Raw genomic sequence first — 19162 nt, 5'->3', positions numbered from 1 at the left:
TACTGTTGGGTAGGTACAGCTCGTACCAACAGCACTGGGGGGAATCGCGATGACGGGATCACCGGTGACCGGGCTCGGCAGCTCACGGCTCGGACCGGCCGAGCGGGCGGCGGCGCTCGACCGCATGGCCCGCGAGGAGTTCGACGTCGTGGTCGTCGGCGGCGGCATCGTCGGGGCGGGCGCGGCGCTCGACGCCGCGACCCGCGGGCTGTCGGTGGCGGTGGTCGAGGCGCGCGACTTCGCCTCCGGCACCTCCTCCCGGTCGTCGAAGCTGATCCACGGGGGGCTGCGCTACCTGGAGCAGTACAACTTCGACCTCGTCCGGGAGGCGCTGACCGAGCGGGGGCTGCTGCTCCAGCAGATCGCGCCGCACCTCGTGCGCCCCGTCCCGTTCCTGCTGCCGACGACCCACCACGTGTGGGAGCGCGGCTACGTCGGCGCGGGCGTCGCGCTGTACGACGTGCTGTCCCTCCAGATGGGCAGCACCCGGGGCGTCCCCGCGCACCGGCACCTGACCAGGCGCGGCGCGATGCGGCTCGCGCCGTCGCTGCGCAAGGACGCCTTCACCGGCGCGATCCAGCTCTGGGACGCGCAGGTCGACGACGCCCGCTACGTCATGATGGCGCTGCGCACCGCCGCCGAGTACGGCGCGCAGATCGCGTCCAGGACGCAGTGCGTCGGGTTCCTGCGCGAGGGCGAGCGGGTGACGGGGCTGCGCGTCCGCGACCTGGAGAGCGACACGACCGCCGAGGTCCGCGCCAAGCAGGTAGTGAACGCGACCGGCGTGTGGACCGACGACATCCAGGAACTCGTCGGCGGCCGCGGCCAGATCCACGTGAAGGCGTCCAAGGGCATCCACCTCGTGGTGCCCAAGGACCGCATCCACTCCTCGACGGGCATCCTGCTGCGCACCGAGAAGTCCGTGCTGTTCGTGATCCCGTGGGGGCGGCACTGGATCATCGGGACCACCGACACCGCCTGGGACCTCGACCGGGCCCACCCCGCCGCGTCCAAGGCAGACATCGACTACGTCCTCGACCACGTCAACGCCGTCCTCACCACGCCGCTCACGCACGACGACGTCGAGGGCGTCTACGCGGGCCTGCGCCCGCTGCTCACGGGTGAGACGGAGGAGACCTCCAAGCTCTCCCGCGAGCACGTCGTCGCCCACCCCGTCCCGGGGCTGGTCCTGGTGGCGGGCGGCAAGTACACGACCTACCGCGTCATGGCCAAGGACGCCATCGACGCCGTCGCCCACGGCCTGGACGGCAAGGTCGCCGAGTCGTGCACCGACCGCGTCCCGCTCGTGGGCGGCGACGGCTTCCAGGCCATGTGGAACGCCCGGCACCGCCTCGCCGCCCGCTCCGGCCTGCACGTCGCGCGCATCGAGCACCTGCTGCGCCGCTACGGCACGCTGGTGGACGACCTGCTCACGCTCATCAAGGGCAAGCCCGACCTCGCCAAGCCGCTCACCGGCGCCGACGACTACCTGCGCGCCGAGATCGTCTACGCCGCCAGCCACGAGGGGGCCCGCCACCTCAACGACGTCCTCGCCCGCCGCACCCGCATCTCGATCGAGACCTGGGACCGCGGCGTCGGCGTCGTCCAGGAGGCCGCCGACCTCCTCGCGCCCGTCCTCGGCTGGTCCAAGAAGCAGCGCGACCGCGAGATCGAGTACTACCGCAAGCGCGTCCAGGCCGAGCGCGCCTCCCAGACCCAGGACGACGACCAGGAGGCCGCCGCCAGCCGCCTGGGCGCCCCCGACATCGTCCCCACCGCCACGCCGTGACCGTGGCGGCGCCCTCGGCGTCAGGCGCGGAGCGCCTTCCTTCGGCGGGCACCGCGTGCGATCGCCGCGTCGCTCCGAACCCGCCTGGCGGCTCGCTTTGCGATCAGGTCCTCGCTTCGCTCGTACCCGCCTTCGGACGCGATCGCGGCGATGGGCGTGGCACTTGCGGACAACTGGGGACGAGGGTCTCTTAGCTCTTATTCATGCCCGAAATTGACCTCTGTGTCCGAAGGCATGGACAGCGGCTGACCGCGCGCTTACGGTGCTTCACGGCCGGCGACGGACGAGACTCCGAGGGGGCGCGTGTCGTGGCGGACGGCGGGAGCCGTGGTGGTGGGCGCGGGTGAGCCGCCGCAGGGGCGAGTCGGCGCGCCTGGCGATCGTGTCGCTGGCGCTCTCGCTCGTCGTCGGGGTGCTGATGGGCGTGGCGTCCAAGCCCTTCGAGGGGTGGGGGCAGCGGAACTGGCCGTGGACGCTGGTCCTGCTGGCCGTGGTGGTGGTGATCTGGCTGATCCTCCAGGCCAGGGCCGATCTCGGGCCGGAGGACGATCTCGACGCCGTCGCCGCGCAGCTCGCCGAGCTCGTCGACGAGGACTGGCACCGCGAGGCGGCCGTGCGGCGGCTCGACCTGCACGCGGGCCTGGTGCCGTTCCGGTGGACGCTGTCCGGCTTCGACGAGGACACCGTGGTCGACATCCCCACGATGATGGACGCGTTCGAGGCGTCCGGCTCCAGGCGGCTGGTGATCACCGGTGAGCCCGGCACGGGGAAGACGTCGCTCGCCGTCCTGCTCACGCTCGACCTGGTGCGGCGCCGCACCGAGACCGGCCGCGGGCCGGTCCCGGTCAAACTGTCGCTGGCGAACTGGGTGCCGCACGAGCAGGGCCTCATGAAATGGCTGGAACAGGAACTCGGAATGCAGTTCCTGTTCCTGCGCAACCGCGGCAGATATCCGCCGAACACGATCGAGCGGCTGCTGAGCACGCGGCGGGTGCTCCCGGTCCTGGACGGCCTCGACGAGCTGAGCTGGGACGCCCCCGGCGGCGCGCTGCGCCCCGACCCCATCGACCAGATCAACGAGGCCCTCGTGTGGCTTCCCGGGTTGATCGTCACCTGCCGTTCCGAGCAGTTCCGCCACGCCACGCGCGACCGCGCGCCGATCCGCGACGCGCGGCAGGTCGAACTCCAGGACCTCAATCCGCAGAAGGTCGTCGACTACCTCTCGGGGATGATGGACGGCCTTTCCCGCTGGCGGCCGGTCTTCACGGCGCTGCGCGAGGAGCCGGAGGGGCGGCTCGCCGAGGCGCTGTCCACGCCGTTGATGGTGGCGCTGGCCCGGGAGGTCTACAAGGCACCGGACACCGGTCCGGACGAGCTGCTTCGGACGGACCGATTCCCCGACGCCGAGACCATTCGCGACCACCTCTTACGGCGGCTCGTCCCGGCCGTTTTCCCCGAGCTTCCCGAGCGGGACCGGCGCGGCGGCTGGCACGGCGCCGACGCCCGCCGCTGGCTGCGGTTCATCGCGGTGGGGATGAACGAGCGGGAGATGGCCAACATCGCGTGGTGGACGCTGCCCGAGCTGGCGGGCCGCAGCCAGCGGATGCTGGCGGCGCTGCTGGGCGGGGGGATCGCCGCCGCGACGGCGGGGCTGTCGTTCGGGGCGGTGACCTGGCTCAAATGGGGGCCGGCGACGGGGGTGGCGGCCGGCGGGGTGGCGGCGGCCATCGGCGGCGTGGGGATGGCCGTCCCGGCGGCGCGGAACCTGCCGATCCCGTCCGAACTCCAGTTCGGCTGGCAGGGCAAGTGGCAGACCATGCTGCTCGGCAGCCTGCTCGCCGCCCTGTGCGGGGGAGTGACGGGCTTCCTGCTGGGCGGGGCCGGGGGCGCGATCCTCGTCGGCTCGGTCGTCGGCGTCCCTCTCGGGCTGGCCTACAGCGGTGCCCAGCCGGACGCCACCGTCCGGATCGGCAGCCCCCGCATGCTGCTGCGCCGCGACCGGCGCGTCGTCCTGTTCTTCGGCCTCGCCTACGGGCTGACCAGCGGCGGCGTGGGCTGGTTCCTGGTGCATCCGGTGATCGGCGTCGTGTTCGGCGTGTGCAGCGCACTGTGCGGCGGGCTGCTGTACGGGCTGCCGTGGGTGCTCGCGCTGAGGTCGGCGAAGGGGCGGGCGGGGGTGGTCGCGTCGGTGCACCTGTTCCTCTACACGATGCTCCTGTGGCCCCGGGGCAAGACGCCGCCGCCCTGGCGGCTGATGGACTTCCTCGACGAGGCGCACCGCCGGGGCGTCCTGCGCAGGGTGGGGCCGGTGTACCAGTTCCAGCACGTGTTCCTTCAGGGCGAGCTGGCCCGCTCGGAGAGTTGAGGCGGCCCGACGACGCGGAGCGCCGTCCAGCAGGCGAGCGCCGCGACCGCCAGCCCGGCGAGCATGTCGGCGATGTAGTGCTGGCGGACGAGCAGCGTGGAGGCGATGATCAGCGCGCACCAGAGCGCGACGGGCCCGCCCGCGCGCCGGTCGTAGCGCAGCCAGTGCACCGCGATGATCACCGAGAAGCCGGTGTGCAGGCTCGGGAAGCAGTTGTAGGCGTCGTCCCCGCCGTACACCGCGCGCAGCAGCCCGGCGAACACGTCGTCGCCGGTGACCTCGGGACGCGTCATGTGCGTCTGCGCGAACACGTAGAACGGGTAGGCGGCGACCAGCAGCAGGATGCCTGAGATGATCATGGAGCGTGCCAGCCGCACCGAGGTGACCAGCAGGAACAGCAGGGTGAGCGGCCCGAGCGCCAGCACCGAGACGTAGGGGACCACCATCTGCTTGACCAGCGGTATGTGCTCGTCCAGCGGGATCTCGGGCGACCAGCGCGCCGGGCCCCGGTTGAGCGGGTCGTAGAGCGCGAGGAGCCCGCCGAGCACCGCCGCCTTGACCCCGATCCGGAGCCAGGGACCCGCTCCCGCGTCCCGCGCCGACCTCCTCCGGAGCCGCCTCACCAGCCGGGTGATGGGCTCGCGCGGAGGGTCGGGCACGTCGGGACAGACCCCCCGGGGACGGAATCGGCCTTTAGCCGCTATGTCTGGATAGTAGTTGTTTCGCTCCAGAAATGGCAGAAGAAGGAATCCCGGGCGACGCGGCGGCCCATGCCGGTCAGGTTTCGCGGAGCAGTTCCAGACCCACGGATTGCAGATGCGCGGGGACGCGCTCGGGGTCCAGAAGGTGCTGGAAGGGCAGCCCGATCTCCATCGCCAGCGCCAGGACGGCGCGGTCGCCGGCCGCGACGCCGCCCGCCTCGGGGAGGTCGCGCGCCAGGTGGGCGCGGCGCTCGGCGTACCAGTCGGCGATCCGCCAGCCCGCCGCGTAGTCGCGCATGCCGTACAGCCAGAACTCGACCATCAGCAACGCGATCCGCCGGGCGCGCTCCTCCACCTCGGTGTAGGGCGACTCCGCGTCGTCCGGTGCCGCCGATTCGAGGTCGTCCAGGACGCCGTGCCCGGCGCGGTCGTGGGTGAAGCGGTCGAGCAGGGCGAGCAGCAGGTCGGTCTTGCCCGCGAAGTTGGAGTAGACGGCGCCCTTGGTGAGCCCGGCCGCCGCCGCGATGTCGTCCAGCGAGGCGCCGTGGATGCCGCGCTCGGCCCAGAGGCGTTCGGCGGCGCCGAGGAGCCGGGCGCGGGTCTGCTCGCGCCGCCCCCGCCGCGCGGGCGGGACGGCGGGGTCCGGCGGTCTGCCGCCCGTCCCGGACGGCGGGGCGCCCCGGACACGTCCGTCACCCTCGGGCGGTCCGTGGGTGTCGCTCATGCGCACTTCCCTTCGGGGGGTCGGGCGCGCCCCGGGACGGGCGGCAGCGAACGTTCGGGGGGCGACGCCGGTTTCTCCTCCTGCTGTCCGGGATACACCGGCCGCACATGGTCATTCGCCGAGTTGCCCAAGTCGGACGGTGTTGGAACGGTCCGCTTCGGTGCCCCCGCCGACGAAACCGGGGCAGCTCACGCATACCCGTACAACCGCCTCGTTACTTGTGGGTAGCAATGGACGGCCGGGGACCATACGCTGGCTCCATGGCATCCCCGACGGCCCCCGCCCAGGGGGAGCGCACCCTTTCCGACGCTCGTATCGCCCGGCTGACCTCGCACATCGTCTCCGGCGGCGCCGCCACGGCGACGGTCGTCGCGCCCTTCACCGGTGAGCCGCTCGCGACCGTCCCGCTGTCGGACGCGGTCGATGTGCGCCGCGCCTACGAGCGGGCGCGCGAGGCCCAGCGGACGTGGGCGGCGCTGCCCGTCCGCGAGCGGGTCAAGCCGTTCCTGCGGCTGACGGACGCGCTCGTGGCGCGGCGCGCGGAGCTGCTCGACGTCCTGCAACTGGAGACCGGCAAGGCGCGCCGCCACGCGACGGAGGAGTTCCTCGACGTGGCGCTGTGCTCGCTCTACTACGCGCGCCGCGCCGGGCGGCTGCTGCGGCCGCGCCGCAGGCAGGGCATGGTGCCGGGGCTCACCCGCGTCCAGGAGCTGCGGCACCCGAAGGGCGTCGTCGGGCTGGTCTCGCCGTGGAACTACCCGATCACGCTCGGCCCCGGCGACATCCTGCCCGCGCTGATGGCGGGCAACGCGGTCGTCCACAAGCCCGACACGCAGACGTGCCTGTCGAGCCTGTGGGTCAGGGACCTGCTGGTCGACCTCGGGCTGCCGCCCGAGCTGTGGCAGGTCGTCGTCGGCGACCCGTCCGAGATCGGCGATCCGCTGGTCGAGGGCGCCGACTACGTGGCCTTCACCGGGTCCACCCGCGCCGGAAGGGCCATCGCGGCGAAGGTCGCGCCCCGGCTGGTCGGGTACTCGCTGGAGCTCGGCGGCAAGAACCCGATGATCGTGATGGCGGACGCCGACGTCGAGCGCACCGCGCGCGGCGCCGTCCGCGCCTGCTTCACCAACGCCGGGCAGCTGTGCATCTCGATCGAGCGGCTCTACGTCCACGAGGACGTCTACGACCGCTTCGTCCCCCGGTTCGTGGAACTGGTCGAGGGCATGCGGCTCGGCACCGGCCTCGACTTCGACGCCGACATGGGCTCGCTGACCCACGCGCGCCAGCTGGAGGGCGTGACGCGGCACGTCGAGCAGGCCGTCGAGAAGGGCGCGACCGTCCTGGCGGGCGGGAAGGCGCGGCCGGACGTGGGCCCCCTGTTCTACGCGCCGACGGTCCTCGCGGACGTCACCGCCGACATGGACCTGTGCGCCGAGGAGACGTTCGGCCCGGTCGTCGCCGTCTACCGGTACCGCGACCTGGACGAGGCCGTCGAGCGCGCCAACGCCAGCCCCTACGGCCTGAACGCCTCGGTGTGGACGCGCGACGCCGCCGCCGGACGCCGCGTCGCGGCCCGGCTCCAGGCGGGCACCGTCAACGTCAACGACGGCTACGGCGCTGCCTACGCCTCGCACGACGCGCCGATGGGCGGCATGAAGCAGTCGGGCGTCGGACGCCGGCACGGCTCCGAGGGCATGCTCCGGTTCACCGAGGTCAAGACCGTGGCGAGCCAACATCTGATGGACCTTGAGCCGCCCGGCGGCCTCGGTTACGAGAAGTTCGCCGATCTGATGGCCGGCGGTGTCAAGATCATGAAGTGGCTTCGGATCAAATAGGAACAGTCGTGCGGTATGACTTCGACGTCCTCGTCGTCGGGTCGGGGTTCGGCGGCGGCGTCGCGGCGCTGCGGCTGACCGAGAAGGGCTACCGGGTCGGCGTGATCGAGGCGGGCCGCCGCTTCGACACGAACCCGGCGGGCGCGCCCGGATCCCGCTACCCGGCGCTGCCCAGGACGAACTGGCGGATCGCGCGGTACCTGTGGGCGCCCGGCCTCGGCCTGACGGGCATGCAGCGGATGCACCTCATCCGCGGCGCGCGGTCGAGCCGCGTCCTGGTGCTGGCGGGCGCGGGCGTCGGCGGCGGGTCGCTCAACTACGCCAACACGCTCTACGTGCCGCCGGAGCCGTTCTTCAAGGACCGGCAGTGGGCCCACATCACCGACTGGCGCGACGAGCTGGCACCCTTCTACGAGCAGGCCGAGCGGATGCTCGGCGTCGTGCGGAACCCGACCGTCACGGCGGCCGACGAGGTCATGCGCAAGGTCGCCGACCGGATGGGGGTGGGCGGCACGTTCGTGCGGACCCCGGTCGGCGTCCATTTCGGGCGCGGCCCCGGCATCGAGAGCGCCGACCCCTACTTCGGCGGCGCCGGTCCGCGCCGCCGAGGCTGCATGGAGTGCGGCGAATGCATGGTCGGCTGCCGCCACGGCGCGAAGAACATGCTCACCGAGAACTACCTCTACCTGGCCGAGCGCGCGGGCGCGCGGGTGATGCCGCTGAGCCGCGTCACACGCGTCGCGCCGCTGGCCGGTGGCGGGTACGAGGTCCAGATCGTCCGGACGGGGTCGTTCGGACGCAACCGCAGGACGCTGACGGCGCGGCAGGTCGTCCTCGCCGCCGGGACCTACGGGACGCAGAAGCTCCTCCACAAGCTGCGGGTGACCGGCGTCCTCCCGGACCTGTCCGACCGGCTCGGCGCGCTGACCAGGACGAACTCCGAGGCGATCCTCGGCGCGGGACGGCGGCGCGGCAAGCCGGGCCCCGACTACTCCGCAGGTGTGGCGATCACGTCATCGTTCCATCCCACGCCCGACACCCATATCGAGCCCGTCCGCTATGGGCGCGGCTCGAACCTGCTCGCGGGCCTCCAGACCCTGCTGGTGGACGGCGACCGCCCCGGCGAACCGCACACGCCGCGACTGCTGAAGTTCGCCCGCGCGGCGGCGCGGCGGCCCCGCGACGTCCTCCAGCTCCTGGACGTGCGGAACTGGTCGGAGCGGACCGTCATCGCGCTCGTCATGCAGACCCGCGACAACTCGATCACCCTCCGGCCGCGCCGGGGCCCGTTCGGATGGGACGTCCGCGCGTCCGCCGGGCACGGCGAGCCGAACCCGACCTGGCTGCCCGAGGGCCACACGGCGACCCGCCTGGTCGGCGAGGAGATCGGCGGCATCGCGGGCGGCACCTGGGGCGACCTGTTCGACGTCCCGATGACCGCGCACTTCCTCGGCGGCTGCGTGATCGGCGACTCCCCGGAGTCCGGCGTCATCGACCCCTACCACCGCGTCTACGGATATCCCGGCCTGCACATCGTGGACGGCTCGGCGGTGTCGGCGAACCTCGGCGTCAACCCGTCCCTCACGATCACCGCGCAGGCCGAGCGGGCGATGGCGCTCTGGCCCAACCTCGGCGAGGACGACCCGCGTCCCGAACTCGGCTTCGGCTACCGCCGCGTCGCGGCCGTCCCGCCGCGGAATCCGGTCGTGCCTCCGAGCGCCCCGGCGGCGCTGTTCACCACGATCCCCGTGCGGAACCCGGCCCGGGGCGGCGACCGCCCCGGGCCGGGATCACACGATCAGTTGCGGTAGGCGGCCCACTGCGCGGCCATGCGCTGGTTCTGGCCGGCCGTGAACTCCGTCATGCACGAGTCGTACCCGTAGTCCATGTAGTTGTGGACGGGGTCCACACCCGGCGAGGTGCAGGTGTCGCGGTTGGTCGGGCAGCCCTGCGCGGGGCTCTGCTCGGCCGGGGTGTCGGCCACCTCGTCGCCCGCGCCGTTGCATCCGCCCTGGAACGTGTGGAACAGGCCCAGCCAGTGCCCGACCTCGTGGGTCGCGGTGTCGCCCTCGTTGTAGTTGGTGAGGGAGCCCCCGGGCACGCTCTGGTAGTGGATGACGACGCCGTCCAGCTTGGGCTTGGAGCGGTAGTCGGCCGGGAACGTCGCCCATCCGAGCAGGCCGCCGGCGAGGTTGCCGGTGTAGAGGTTGAGGTCCTGCGCGCCGCCCGCGCGCAGGGCGTTCTTCATCGCCGACTCGTTGCGCTCGGGGTCGCCGAACCAGGTCGCGTTGTTCGTCCGCTTGGTCTCGGCGAGCGTGAACGTCACGCCGCTGGACGCGTACGCCTTGTTGAGCACGTCCATCTGCTTTGTGATCGTCGCGTCCGACAGGTTGCCCGCGCTGCCGTAGACGACCTGGAAGTGCACCTTGACGTTGATGGCCTTCGCCGTCCCGCCGGACGCGGCGAACCGGCTCCGGAAGTCCTTCTCCATGGCCGCGACCCTGGCGGCCCCGGGCTGGTTGCGCTCGGTCACGTGCGCCCCGGCGCGCACCCTGGCCTGCATGTTCTGGGGGGCGCAGTCGCTCGTGCGAGCATTGGCCGACGTGGACGCGGCGGCGGTGCCGAGGGCGGGCGTGGCGGCGGGCGCGTACGCGGTGAACGCGGCGAGCATGCCGATCGCGGTCGTGATTCCAGCGCGTTTCATGAAACTCCTTGGGAGCGGGCGCGGTGGGGACGCGCGCGGGGGAGCGGAGTTGTCGCTGGAACCAGGTTGGTAGGCAATACCTGCGGCGTCTTTGGCAATCCTGGACGAACCAGCGCATACATTGCCGAATTCGGCGCCGTAGCGGGAGGCCGTGCGGGGCTGTCAGGGCTGTCGGCGGCGGGGCGTAGCGTGACGTCCATGGACGTGGACGTGGACGTGGACGTGGAGGGGGAGGCGGCGCGCGTCCTGGCCGAGCTGCGCGCGCTGGGCGAGGCGTCCCGCGCCGAGAGCGAGCGGCGCTACCTCAAGAGCGACCTCGCGCATATCGGCGTGCCCGTTCCGGCGCTGCGCAAGGTGGCCCATTCCGCGGTGCGCCGCGAGCCGTCGCGGGAGGACCTGCTGGCGCTCGTCCACACCCTGTGGACGGCGTCGGAGGGCGGCCGCCCGGTGCACGAGGCGCGGATGGCGGCGATCGAGGTGCTGTCCAGGCGGGTGAACGTCCTTCAGGCCCGCGACCTGCCGGTCGCGGAGCGGCTCATCCGCGACTCGGTGAGCTGGGTCTACGTCGACCACCTCGCCGAGAAGGTGGTCGGCGCGCTGGTCGTCCGCGACCCGGACCTGGGCGTCGTGCTGGACGCGTGGGTCGGCGACCCCTACATGTGGATCCGGCGGACGGCGATGCTTGCGCTGCTCCCCGGCGTCCGGACGGGCGAGCCCGACCTCGACCGCCTGGCACGCTTCGGCGAGGCGCTGATCGGCGAGAAGGAGTTCTTCATCCGCAAGGCCCTCGGCTGGGTCCTGCGCGAGCACTCCAAACGCGACCCGGCCTGGGTGACCGCCTGGGTCGACGAGCACATCGCGACGATCTCGGGCGTGACGTTCCGCGAAGCGGTCCGCCGCCTACCCGAACCCGGCGCGGCCCGCCTGCGATCCGCCTACCGGACCCGCTGACCGGCCGCGTTCGCCCCGCTGCACCGCCCGCCGACCCGCACCGGAGGGCCGCCGCATGTCTGGGGCGCGCCCGCACGGCCCCTTGCCCGGGTCGTTGCTGTCCTGCCAGGGGCGCCCTTGTCGCGCGCTACGCAGGCCCGTGCGCGGCGCGGGCCTGCGTCGAGCGGGTCGGTCAGGCGCGGTAGGCGGCCCAGGACTTGTGGACGCGGGTCGCCTGGCCGGGGGTGAAGGAGGTCATGCAGGTGTCGTAGCTGTAGTCCATGTAGTTGTGGACGGGGTCCTCGCCCGGGGCGGGGCAGGTGTCCTTGCCGGACGGGCAGCCGTTGGTGGGGTCGCGCTCGGCGGGCGTGTCGGCGACCCGGTCGCCCATGCCGCCGCAGCCGTCCTGGAAGGTGTGGTAGAGCCCGAGCCAGTGGCCGACCTCGTGGGTGGCGCTGAACCCCTTGTTGAAGTGCTCGATCGAGCCGCCCGGCATGCTGGCGTAGTGGATGGTGACGCCGTCCATCTCGGGCTCGGACCTGTACTTCCACGGGAAGGTCGACCAGCCGAGCAGGTCGCCGCCGATGTAGGCGCTGTAGAGGTTCAGGGTGTTCTTGCCGCCCTTGCGGAGCCGCGGCTTGTAGGTGCGCTCGTACCGCTCGGGGTCGGCGTACCACTGGGCGTTGTCGGTCCGGTCGATCGCCTGGAGCCTGAACGTGACGTCGGCGTCGGCGCCGCCGTTGCGTCCGCCGTAGGAGTCGTTCAGCACGGTGATCTGCCGCCTGATCCCCGCGTCGGACACGTTCCCGCTGGCGCCGTCGTGCAGCACGTGGAAGTACACCGGCACGTTGATCGGCGCCGCGAGCCGCTTGGCGGCGCGCGGGGACGCCGGCGCGCCCGGCCCCGCGAGGCCGAGCCGGGTGAGGATCCGGTCCAGGCCGCGTTCGGTGGCGGCGGCCTGCCCCGGCGTCAGGTCGTTGCGCTCGCGGACCTGGGCGCCGGGCCGGAGCCGGGCCTCGGGGGACGCGCAGTCCGCGCGTCCGGCCGCCGCCGTGCCCGGGCCCGGCGCGCCCGCCGGAGCGGCCTGCATGGACGGGACGGCGGGGACGAGGGCGGCGATCAGGGCGGCGGCGAGCAGCTTCACGACACTCCTGGAATGGGACGAACGAACGCGGACGGGAACCGGCCGAGCACACGGTGTCATCAACAGGTATCAGAGCGAAGTACTGCTGCGCGTGTGATCAAGGTAAATGATCGCTGACCGTTATCGGCCAGTTTCGCTAAGTGGCGGACGTGTCCGGGGGCGGCGACATCGGCGCAGGCAGGCGCCCGTAGACTGGGGAACCCTTCCGGCCCGTGCGAAAGGCGTTGTTGGTGGCCGCAGACCAGTCCTTTGACACCGTGCTCGTCGTCGACTTCGGCGCGCAGTACGCGCAGCTCATCGCGCGGCGCGTCCGCGAGTGCCATGTGTTCAGCGAGATCGTGCCGTCCACGATGCCCGCCGCCGAGATGCTGGCCAAGCGGCCGAAGGCGATCATCCTGTCCGGCGGCCCCGCGTCGGTGTACGAGGAGGGCGCCCCCGCCGCGCCCGAGGGCCTGTTCGACCTCGGCGTCCCCACGTTCGGGATCTGCTACGGCCACCAGGTGATGGCGCGGGCCCTCGGCGGGACGGTCGAGAACTCCGACGTCGCCGAGTACGGCGGCGCGACCGTCGCCGTCACCGCGCCGGGCATGCTGTTCGCCGGGCTGCCGCACGAGCAGGCGGTGTGGATGTCGCACCGCGACTTCGTCAGCGCCGCCCCGGAGGGCTTCACCGTCACCGCCAGCACCGACGTGACGCCCGTCGCCGGTATGGAAGACCGCGAGCGCGGGTTCTTCAGCGTCCAGTTCCACCCCGAGGTCCTGCACACCGAGCACGGCATGGAGATCCTGCGGCGGTTCCTGTACGAGGGCGCCGGGTGCCGTCCGAACTGGACGATGGTCAACATCGCGGACGAGTCGATCGAGGCCGTCCGGGAGCAGGTCGGCACCGGCCGCGCGATCTGCGCGCTGTCGGGCGGTGTCGACTCCGCCGTCGCCGCCGCGCTCGTCCAGCGCGCCATCGGCGACCAGCTGACCTGCGTGTTCGTCGACCACGGGCTGCTGCGCAAGGGCGAGGCCGAGCAGGTCGAGAAGGACTTCGTCGCGGTGACCGGCGTGAACCTGCACGTCGTGGACGCCCAGGAGCGCTTCCTCGCCGCCCTCGACGGCGTCAGCGACCCCGAGCAGAAGCGCAAGATCATCGGCCGCGAGTTCATCCGCGTCTTCGAGCAGGCGGCGCGGGAGATCGTCGAGGGCGAGACCGAACCGGTCAGGTTCCTCGTCCAAGGGACGCTCTACCCGGACGTGGTCGAGTCGGGCGGCGGCACCGGCACCTCCAACATCAAGTCGCACCACAACGTCGGCGGCCTGCCCGACGACCTCCAGTTCACGCTGGTGGAACCGCTGCGCACGCTGTTCAAGGACGAGGTCCGCGCGCTCGGCGAGCAGCTCGGCCTGCCGGCCGAGATCGTGTGGCGGCAGCCGTTCCCGGGCCCCGGCCTCGGCATCCGCATCATCGGCGCCGTCACCCGCGAACGCCTCGACATCCTCCGCGACGCCGACGCGATCGCCCGCGCGGAGCTGACCCGCGCCGGGCTCGACCGCGACATCTGGCAGTTCCCGGTCGTCCTGCTGGCGGACGTGCGGTCCGTCGGCGTCCAGGGCGACCTGCGCACCTACGGCCACCCGGTCGTGCTGCGCCCGGTGACCAGCGAGGACGCGATGACCGCCGACTGGGCGCGGCTCCCCTACGAGGTGCTCCAGCGGATCTCCACCCGCATCACCAACGAGGTCCGCGAGGTCAACCGGGTCACGGTGGACATCACGTCCAAGCCCCCGGGCACCATCGAGTGGGAATGACGGAAGGCCCGGACGCGAGCGTCCGGGCCTTCGTCGTCGCTCACACCCCGGCGGGGGCCAGCACGGCCTCGGCGTCCAGCGTGGCGGCGGTCGCGTTGACCACCGCGGCCAGGCGCAGCGCCTCCTGGATCAGCTCGCGCGACAGCCCACCGTCGCGCAGCACCTTCTCGTGCGACTCCAGGCACCGGCCGCAGCCGTTGACCGCCGACACCGCGAGGCACCACAGCTCGAAGTCGAGCTTGTCCACCCCGGGCCTGCCGATGATCGACATCCGGAGCTTGGCGGGCAGCGTCGCGTAGGCGTCGTCGCCGATGAGGTGGGTCGCGCGGTAGTAGACGTTGTTCATCGCCATGATCGACGCGGCCCCCTTGGCCGCCTCGAACGCCTCCGCCGACAGGTGGTCGGCCGCGTCCTCGGCCAGCTCCCGCAGGACGACGGCGCTGCGCGTGGCGAACGCGCAGGCGAGGACCGTCCCCCACAGCTGCTGGTCGGTGAGCTGCGAGGTGGAGGTCAGCGAGCCCAGGTTGAGCTTGGTGTCCTTGGCGTACCCGGGAAGGGCGGACTTCAGCGCGTCAACGCTCATGATCATGCGTCCTCTCGATCAGAAACGGCCGGCCGCGGCGGGCGCGGCCGGCCGTACCGTCGGCAGGGTCAGACCCCGGCCAGCAGCTTGGTGGCGTCGAGGGTGTCCTCGCCCTTGTTCCAGTTGCAGGGGCACAGCTCGTCGCTCTGGAGGGCGTCGAGGACCCGCAGCACCTCGGTGACGTTCCGGCCGACGGAGCCGGCGGTCACCATGGAGAACTGGATCTCGTTGTTCGGGTCGACGATGAACGTCGCCCGCTGCGCCACGCCGTCCTCGGTGAGGATGCCGAGCGCCTCGACCAGCTCACGGTTCAGGTCCGAGAGCATCGGGAACGGCAGCTCGCGCAGGTCGGGGTGGTCCTTGCGCCACGCGAAGTGGACGAACTCGTTGTCGATGGACGCGCCGAGCACCTGCGCGTCGCGGTCGGCGAAGTCCTCGTTCAGCCGCCCGAACTCGGCGATTTCAGTCGGGCAGATGAAAGTAAAGTCTTTCGGCCAAAAAAAGACGACGCGCCACTTGCCCTCGTAGGTCTTGTGGTTGATCGTCTCGAACGCGTTGTCCGGGTCCAGCGAGACGCAGGCGGTCAGTTCGTACTCGGGGAACTGGTCACCGACAGTAAGCACGCAGGCTCCTTCGTCTACGAGATGAACTGCCTCTGACCCGAGGCAGAAAAAGGTGATGGGAGGCCGCCAGGCGCTGGCGGGGGCCGGCGGCTGATGTCACTCAGCGTGCCGCAGCCCCCATGAAAAGAGAAATCGATCTATCCCAAGAGATCGATAGGAAGCGCCTATCAGCGCCCGCCAAGGCCCACTGACCTGCGAAGAAGCCGTCACGCGGCCCGCAAGGGCCCGGGATGAGTAGATGTAGATCACACCAAGAACGCCCAAGGCGCCACTAACCCGCCGTAACCATACCGTCTGCCGCCTCCACCCCCTAACAACGCCGATCAGGCCACCTTCCCTACGCCTGAACCTCGCGCTGCGTAGCCCCCTGCGCGAGCAGCGCGCGGACGGCCTTTCGGGGTAGCGCCGGTGACCCCCCAGCGTCCAGACGTAGGGGATCTTCTCCAGCTTCGCCCACCGCGTGACGGTCTTGGCGTCCACCCGGAACATGGTGGCCACCTCCGCCGGAGTCAGTAGGACTTCGTATTCAGGTGTCTGTCGTGGCATGGAGGTCTCCTTAGGGGGGTTGGACCTCCGGGCACACCGGCGGGGCCTCCGCCAGGCCGACTCCCCAGCCGCCGATAGCGGACGCGGTGTGCCCGGAGGAGTTCAGGGACGTCGGCCAGAGGCGATGCGCAGCACGGCCCACACGGTCTTGCCGCCGCGCTCAATCCGCACGCCATGGCGCCGGGACAGGGTCTCCACGATGCCCATGCCCCACCCATGCGGATCGGGTGCGTCATCGGGCACCGGCTCAGACGGCATCGTCAGATCGGGTTCGCTCTTCCTGGGCTTCTTCCTGGAGAAGTCGTGGACCTCGATGTGGAACCCGTCCTTGGACACGAACATCCGCAAAGCAATCGGCCACGCACTCGCCCGAATGGCGTTGGTGACCAACTCACTGGCAACAAGCACAGCATCCTCGGCCGTCTCGCCCTCGATGCCGTAGCCCACCGCCGCCGCCCGCACCAGACACCGCACATCCGGCAGCACACTCGGCGTACTGGCCACCTTGTGCCGCACCGCCGGAAGCGAAGAAGCCTGCGCCGCGACCCGTCGCCCACTCAGCCGCGCGGTCATGTCTCACTCACCCGCAGCCCGGCATCGGCGGCCAGAGCGTCCTGCTGCTCCATTAGCGCAGAGAGGGTTTCCCTGTTAGTAGCAGTGAGAGTGTCCACCAGACGGACGTCATCCCCCAGCAACTCGGGAAGCCGAAGGTGGACCACCCACATTTCCGTTTCAGCCCGCTGATAAGGCTCCGCCCAGCGCCCCACCCGCTCTCCGGCACCCGGAAGTGGATCAGCCGCATCAATGTGCGGAATGTCGCTGCTGCGGTGGCTGCTGAGGGACATGGCCACTACCTCCGGCTTCGTGTCGGCGACTCTGTGTGATGAGACACTGACCCATCGTTGAGGCGCTGGTCCATGACGTTGCGCGCTGTTGCGCCGCAGTTGTGCTTCAGCCGGCTCCGAGTGCTCTCAGGGACGCGGCGACCAACTCGCGGGCCGCCGAGCCGTAGACGGCGAGTGCGGACAGCTCGTCGAAGGCCTTGAAGTAGGTGTTCAGCTCGCTCGGCACGCTGACGGTGACGTTGGCCGTGAGGAGTTCGATCTGGACTTGCGAGGTGTCGTAGACGGTGAATCCTTCGGTGGCCCACATCGGGCGAGGTGCGTCCGCTGGGATGATGCCCACAGAAACCGATGGCAGGGACATGTCCTGCAACAAATGGCGGAGCTGGTCGGCCATCACCTCGGGTTCGCCAATCCGGTAGTCGAGGACGCATTGTTCGATCAGGAACACGAACGTATGGCCGCCCGTCGTCAGGACACGACGCCTACCTAGTCTTGCCTCTACTGCGGCTTCGACGTCGTTGGGTATGTTGCGAAACTCGGTGATGGCGCCCAGCAAGGCCCGCGCGTACCCGGCGGTTTGGAACAGGCCAGGGATGACGTGGGGCTGGTAGACACGCATCCACCGGGTTTGCTCGTACAGCGGGACGTAGGACTCCTGTAGCTTCCGCAGCCCCGTTGGTTCCAAACGCCTCCACTCGACGTAGCCGCCCTCGGCGGCCCGAAGCGATGCTGTGAGGTCGTCCGCCTGCTCCTGGGCATTGCAGGCGTCGCACCATGCCCGGATATCGGCCTGGGTGACCGGTTGCACGGCCTTCTCGATGCGACTGACCTTGCTCTTGTGCCAGCCGACGGCGGCGGCGAGGTCCGTCCCTGACAACTCGGCGGCTTGGCGAAGCTCGCGGAGCCTGTCCGCGAGTGACTGACGTGCACGTTGGACACTGGAGGACGGCGAGGGCGACGATGGCATGGCAGCGACCTACCCCGGCTTCGGGGGCGTTAGCTGATCCGGTACTCGTGGTGGTCGATGGCCCGCTCCCACACGGCTTCGAAGGCCGACGCGCATAGCTTGACCGCATCAGGGTCATCGGTCAGCTCGTCCTCGATGTGCTCCCCGTCGCCAGCAAAGTGGTGAAAGCGAACAAGGCCGTCATCGAACAGCCAGAAGTCATTTCCGGGCAACGCCAGGTCGCTGGTGTACCGGCGAGGGAGCCAGCGAACCTCCTCTCCTGCTGCCAGATTCATCGACTCCGTGACGGCGTGCTCGAACATTACGTACGGCGTGACAGGCTCGGATACGATGCGCGCTCGTCGTACCGACACACCCCTGGCTATGGCAGGAGCGATCAGGGTGTGCCAGTCGGCTTCTCGCCGGGTTCGGTCGTAGGCCGGCCCTTCTCCGGTGAATGCCCGGAAAGAAGGGTCGGACGGAACATAGGCGTCCCGCATTTCCAGGTGGAGCGCTCGCGTCCTGCAATCGCCGATCAGCTCGTCAAAGCCTCTCAGTTCCAGGGTCCGCATGAACTTCCTCCATCAGTGCTCTCAACAGGACATTCCGCATTCGGGCGGGGATGCGGATCACGACCTCGCCTGGACCGATGGGGCTCAGGCCGTCCACCGCCGACAGTTCGGCCTCCGACGTCACATGCGTTCCCTGGAACAGGAGGTCGCCGGTCCCCTCCATGATCAGAGCCGGGCAATGAGCGCCGTCCGTATCCGGATCGATCGCCACCAACCGTAGACCGGCCATCGGGACCTCCTGCCGAATGTTGCGCGTAGTTGCGCCTCAAGAGGCAACATCGCTCTGATCTGTGCAACGGTCAAGGGAGCGCTGCCGCTACTTTGACCTATCGCAACCAGACAACATCACGAGAGGGAGTCCATGACTGAGCAGGTCGCAGAGGCGCGGTGGCGTACCTCCAGCTACACCGAGGGGCAAGACTGCGTCGAACTGGCCTCGCTGGGTGGCTTGATCCGGTTCCGGGACAGCAAGGCCCCGCAAGCCCCCCACCTCAGCATCAGCCGTGACGCCCTCGCGTGCCTTCTCGACCGGATCAAGTCCGGCAACCACGATCTGTAGTCGCCCAAGAGGGGCCCCGACATGAGTCGAGGCCCCTCTTGTTCAGGCAGGGATCTCGGTCAGCTCGTCCTCGGTGCGCTTCCGAAGAACCGGCCGGAGGGCGGGACCCAGAGCAAGGCCAGCACTGCGATCATCACCGTCCAGCCGACCACGATCAGTACGAGCACTCCGGTGCGGTCTTCCAGGACGAACACCACGCCCTTGCCCACGAACTGAATCGCGATGAGCGCGGTCAGCCACACCCGGGCCCAGTTGCGCGGGCGCCTGAGCAGCACGGCCAGCCCGCAGAAGGCGGTGCCCCACACCACGTGGAATAAGTCCGCGGGCACATGCGGCGGATAGACCAGCGCGAACACGTGGGCCGCGAGCAGGACGAACGTCCCCGCGATCGCCGCCGTCACAGTCCAAGGCGCCTTGTCGCGCGCGGTAAGCGAACTCATGAGTCCTCCACTTGTCGCCATGCCGCCCACCAGCGCGACGTTAGAGTCCCCCTCCAGCCC

19 protein-coding genes and 1 pseudogene are annotated in these 19162 nt (G+C 70.6%); 7 read left to right on the top strand and 13 right to left on the bottom strand.

All coding sequences use genetic code 11. The features are described 5' to 3' along the window. The first annotated feature begins 49 nt into the window (after positions 1–49). A complete protein-coding gene (gene glpD, locus GNZ18_RS28690; RefSeq protein ID WP_156219692.1) occupies positions 50–1789 on the top strand; it encodes a glycerol-3-phosphate dehydrogenase in 1740 nt (579 codons plus the stop codon). A 343-nt stretch (positions 1790–2132) separates the two neighbouring features. After that, positions 2133–4154: an NACHT domain-containing protein gene (locus GNZ18_RS28685; RefSeq protein ID WP_156219690.1), complete on the top strand. Its 2022-nt coding sequence runs from the start codon at positions 2133–2135 to the stop codon at positions 4152–4154. On the opposite strand, the gene GNZ18_RS28680 is transcribed toward GNZ18_RS28685, so the two are convergent. Beyond that, entirely contained in the window at positions 4124–4813 is a 690-nt protein-coding gene (locus GNZ18_RS28680) for a phosphatase PAP2 family protein (RefSeq protein WP_156219689.1), read from the bottom strand. The two genes, GNZ18_RS28685 and GNZ18_RS28680, sit on opposite strands and share 31 nt — an antisense overlap. A 118-nt stretch (positions 4814–4931) precedes the next feature. Then, the gene (locus GNZ18_RS28675; RefSeq protein WP_156219687.1) at positions 4932–5579 is read right to left on the bottom strand and encodes a TetR/AcrR family transcriptional regulator; all 648 of its coding nucleotides are present in this window, start codon (positions 5577–5579) and stop codon (positions 4932–4934) included. A gap of 260 nt (positions 5580–5839) precedes the next feature. Between GNZ18_RS28675 and GNZ18_RS28670 the strand changes: the two genes are divergently transcribed. Then, on the top strand, positions 5840–7414 hold the full coding sequence (locus GNZ18_RS28670; protein WP_156219685.1) for a succinic semialdehyde dehydrogenase: 1575 nt from the start codon (positions 5840–5842) through the stop codon (positions 7412–7414). Between the two features lie 8 nt (positions 7415–7422). Then, complete coding sequence (locus GNZ18_RS28665) at positions 7423–9225, top strand: GMC family oxidoreductase N-terminal domain-containing protein (protein WP_312874805.1); 1803 nt, start codon at positions 7423–7425, stop codon at positions 9223–9225. Here GNZ18_RS28665 and GNZ18_RS28660 read toward each other — a convergent pair. After that, positions 9213–10118, bottom strand: a complete 906-nt coding sequence (locus GNZ18_RS28660) for a zinc metalloprotease (protein WP_156219683.1) — start codon at positions 10116–10118, stop codon at positions 9213–9215. The two genes, GNZ18_RS28665 and GNZ18_RS28660, sit on opposite strands and share 13 nt — an antisense overlap. A gap of 198 nt (positions 10119–10316) precedes the next feature. On the opposite strand from GNZ18_RS28660, the gene GNZ18_RS28655 reads away from it, so the two are divergent. Beyond that, complete coding sequence (locus GNZ18_RS28655) at positions 10317–11069, top strand: DNA alkylation repair protein (RefSeq protein WP_156219682.1); 753 nt, start codon at positions 10317–10319, stop codon at positions 11067–11069. 172 nt (positions 11070–11241) lie between these two features. Here the strand turns inward: GNZ18_RS28655 and GNZ18_RS28650 are convergent, their stop codons facing one another. Continuing rightward, entirely contained in the window at positions 11242–12192 is a 951-nt protein-coding gene (locus GNZ18_RS28650; protein WP_312874804.1) for a zinc metalloprotease, read from the bottom strand. A 224-nt stretch (positions 12193–12416) separates the two neighbouring features. Here GNZ18_RS28650 and guaA point away from each other — a divergent pair, with 224 nt between their 5' ends. Further along, complete coding sequence (gene guaA / locus GNZ18_RS28645; RefSeq protein WP_156219868.1) at positions 12417–13988, top strand: glutamine-hydrolyzing GMP synthase; 1572 nt, start codon at positions 12417–12419, stop codon at positions 13986–13988. Positions 13989–14028: 40 nt separating this feature from the next. Here the strand turns inward: guaA and ahpD are convergent, their stop codons facing one another. From ahpD to GNZ18_RS28605, 8 genes and pseudogenes are all read right to left on the bottom strand, one after another. Continuing rightward, entirely contained in the window at positions 14029–14571 is a 543-nt protein-coding gene (gene ahpD / locus GNZ18_RS28640; RefSeq protein WP_156219680.1) for an alkylhydroperoxidase, AhpD family, read from the bottom strand. A gap of 68 nt (positions 14572–14639) precedes the next feature. Continuing rightward, complete coding sequence (locus GNZ18_RS28635; RefSeq protein WP_214618272.1) at positions 14640–15194, bottom strand: peroxiredoxin; 555 nt, start codon at positions 15192–15194, stop codon at positions 14640–14642. A gap of 337 nt (positions 15195–15531) precedes the next feature. Beyond that, a pseudogene (locus GNZ18_RS40925) lies at positions 15532–15740 on the bottom strand (BldC family transcriptional regulator). Positions 15741–15842: 102 nt separating this feature from the next. Next, positions 15843–16313 carry an ATP-binding protein gene (locus tag GNZ18_RS28625; protein ID WP_156219677.1) on the bottom strand — a complete coding sequence of 157 codons (471 nt, stop codon included), beginning with the start codon at positions 16311–16313 and terminating at the stop codon, positions 15843–15845. Further along, on the bottom strand, positions 16310–16585 hold the full coding sequence (locus GNZ18_RS28620) for a hypothetical protein (RefSeq protein ID WP_156219675.1): 276 nt from the start codon (positions 16583–16585) through the stop codon (positions 16310–16312). Before GNZ18_RS28620 ends, GNZ18_RS28625 begins: the two co-directional genes overlap by 4 nt. Positions 16586–16691: 106 nt before the next feature. Beyond that, positions 16692–17552: a helix-turn-helix domain-containing protein gene (locus tag GNZ18_RS28615; protein WP_156219673.1), complete on the bottom strand. Its 861-nt coding sequence runs from the start codon at positions 17550–17552 to the stop codon at positions 16692–16694. 29 nt (positions 17553–17581) lie between these two features. Next, positions 17582–18103, bottom strand: coding sequence for a DUF6879 family protein (locus GNZ18_RS28610; RefSeq protein ID WP_156219672.1), 522 nt, complete (start codon positions 18101–18103; stop codon positions 17582–17584). Further along, positions 18075–18332 (bottom strand): hypothetical protein, encoded by a 258-nt coding sequence (locus GNZ18_RS28605; protein ID WP_214618277.1) that lies wholly within the window; start codon positions 18330–18332, stop codon positions 18075–18077. Before GNZ18_RS28605 ends, GNZ18_RS28610 begins: the two co-directional genes overlap by 29 nt. Before the next feature lie 132 nt (positions 18333–18464). Between GNZ18_RS28605 and GNZ18_RS28600 the strand changes: the two genes are divergently transcribed. After that, positions 18465–18662 (top strand): DUF397 domain-containing protein, encoded by a 198-nt coding sequence (locus GNZ18_RS28600; protein ID WP_156219670.1) that lies wholly within the window; start codon positions 18465–18467, stop codon positions 18660–18662. Positions 18663–18721: 59 nt separating this feature from the next. On the opposite strand, the gene GNZ18_RS28595 is transcribed toward GNZ18_RS28600, so the two are convergent. After that, on the bottom strand, positions 18722–19102 hold the full coding sequence (locus GNZ18_RS28595; RefSeq protein ID WP_156219669.1) for a hypothetical protein: 381 nt from the start codon (positions 19100–19102) through the stop codon (positions 18722–18724). Positions 19103–19162 lie beyond the last annotated feature (60 nt).

Origin of the sequence: Actinomadura litoris (assembly GCF_009733595.1) — a bacterium.
GTDB lineage: Bacteria > Actinomycetota > Actinomycetes > Streptosporangiales > Streptosporangiaceae > Spirillospora > Spirillospora litoris.
The sequence above is the reverse complement of the archived record's forward strand: the minus strand, read 5'-3'. Positions and strand labels throughout refer to the sequence as shown.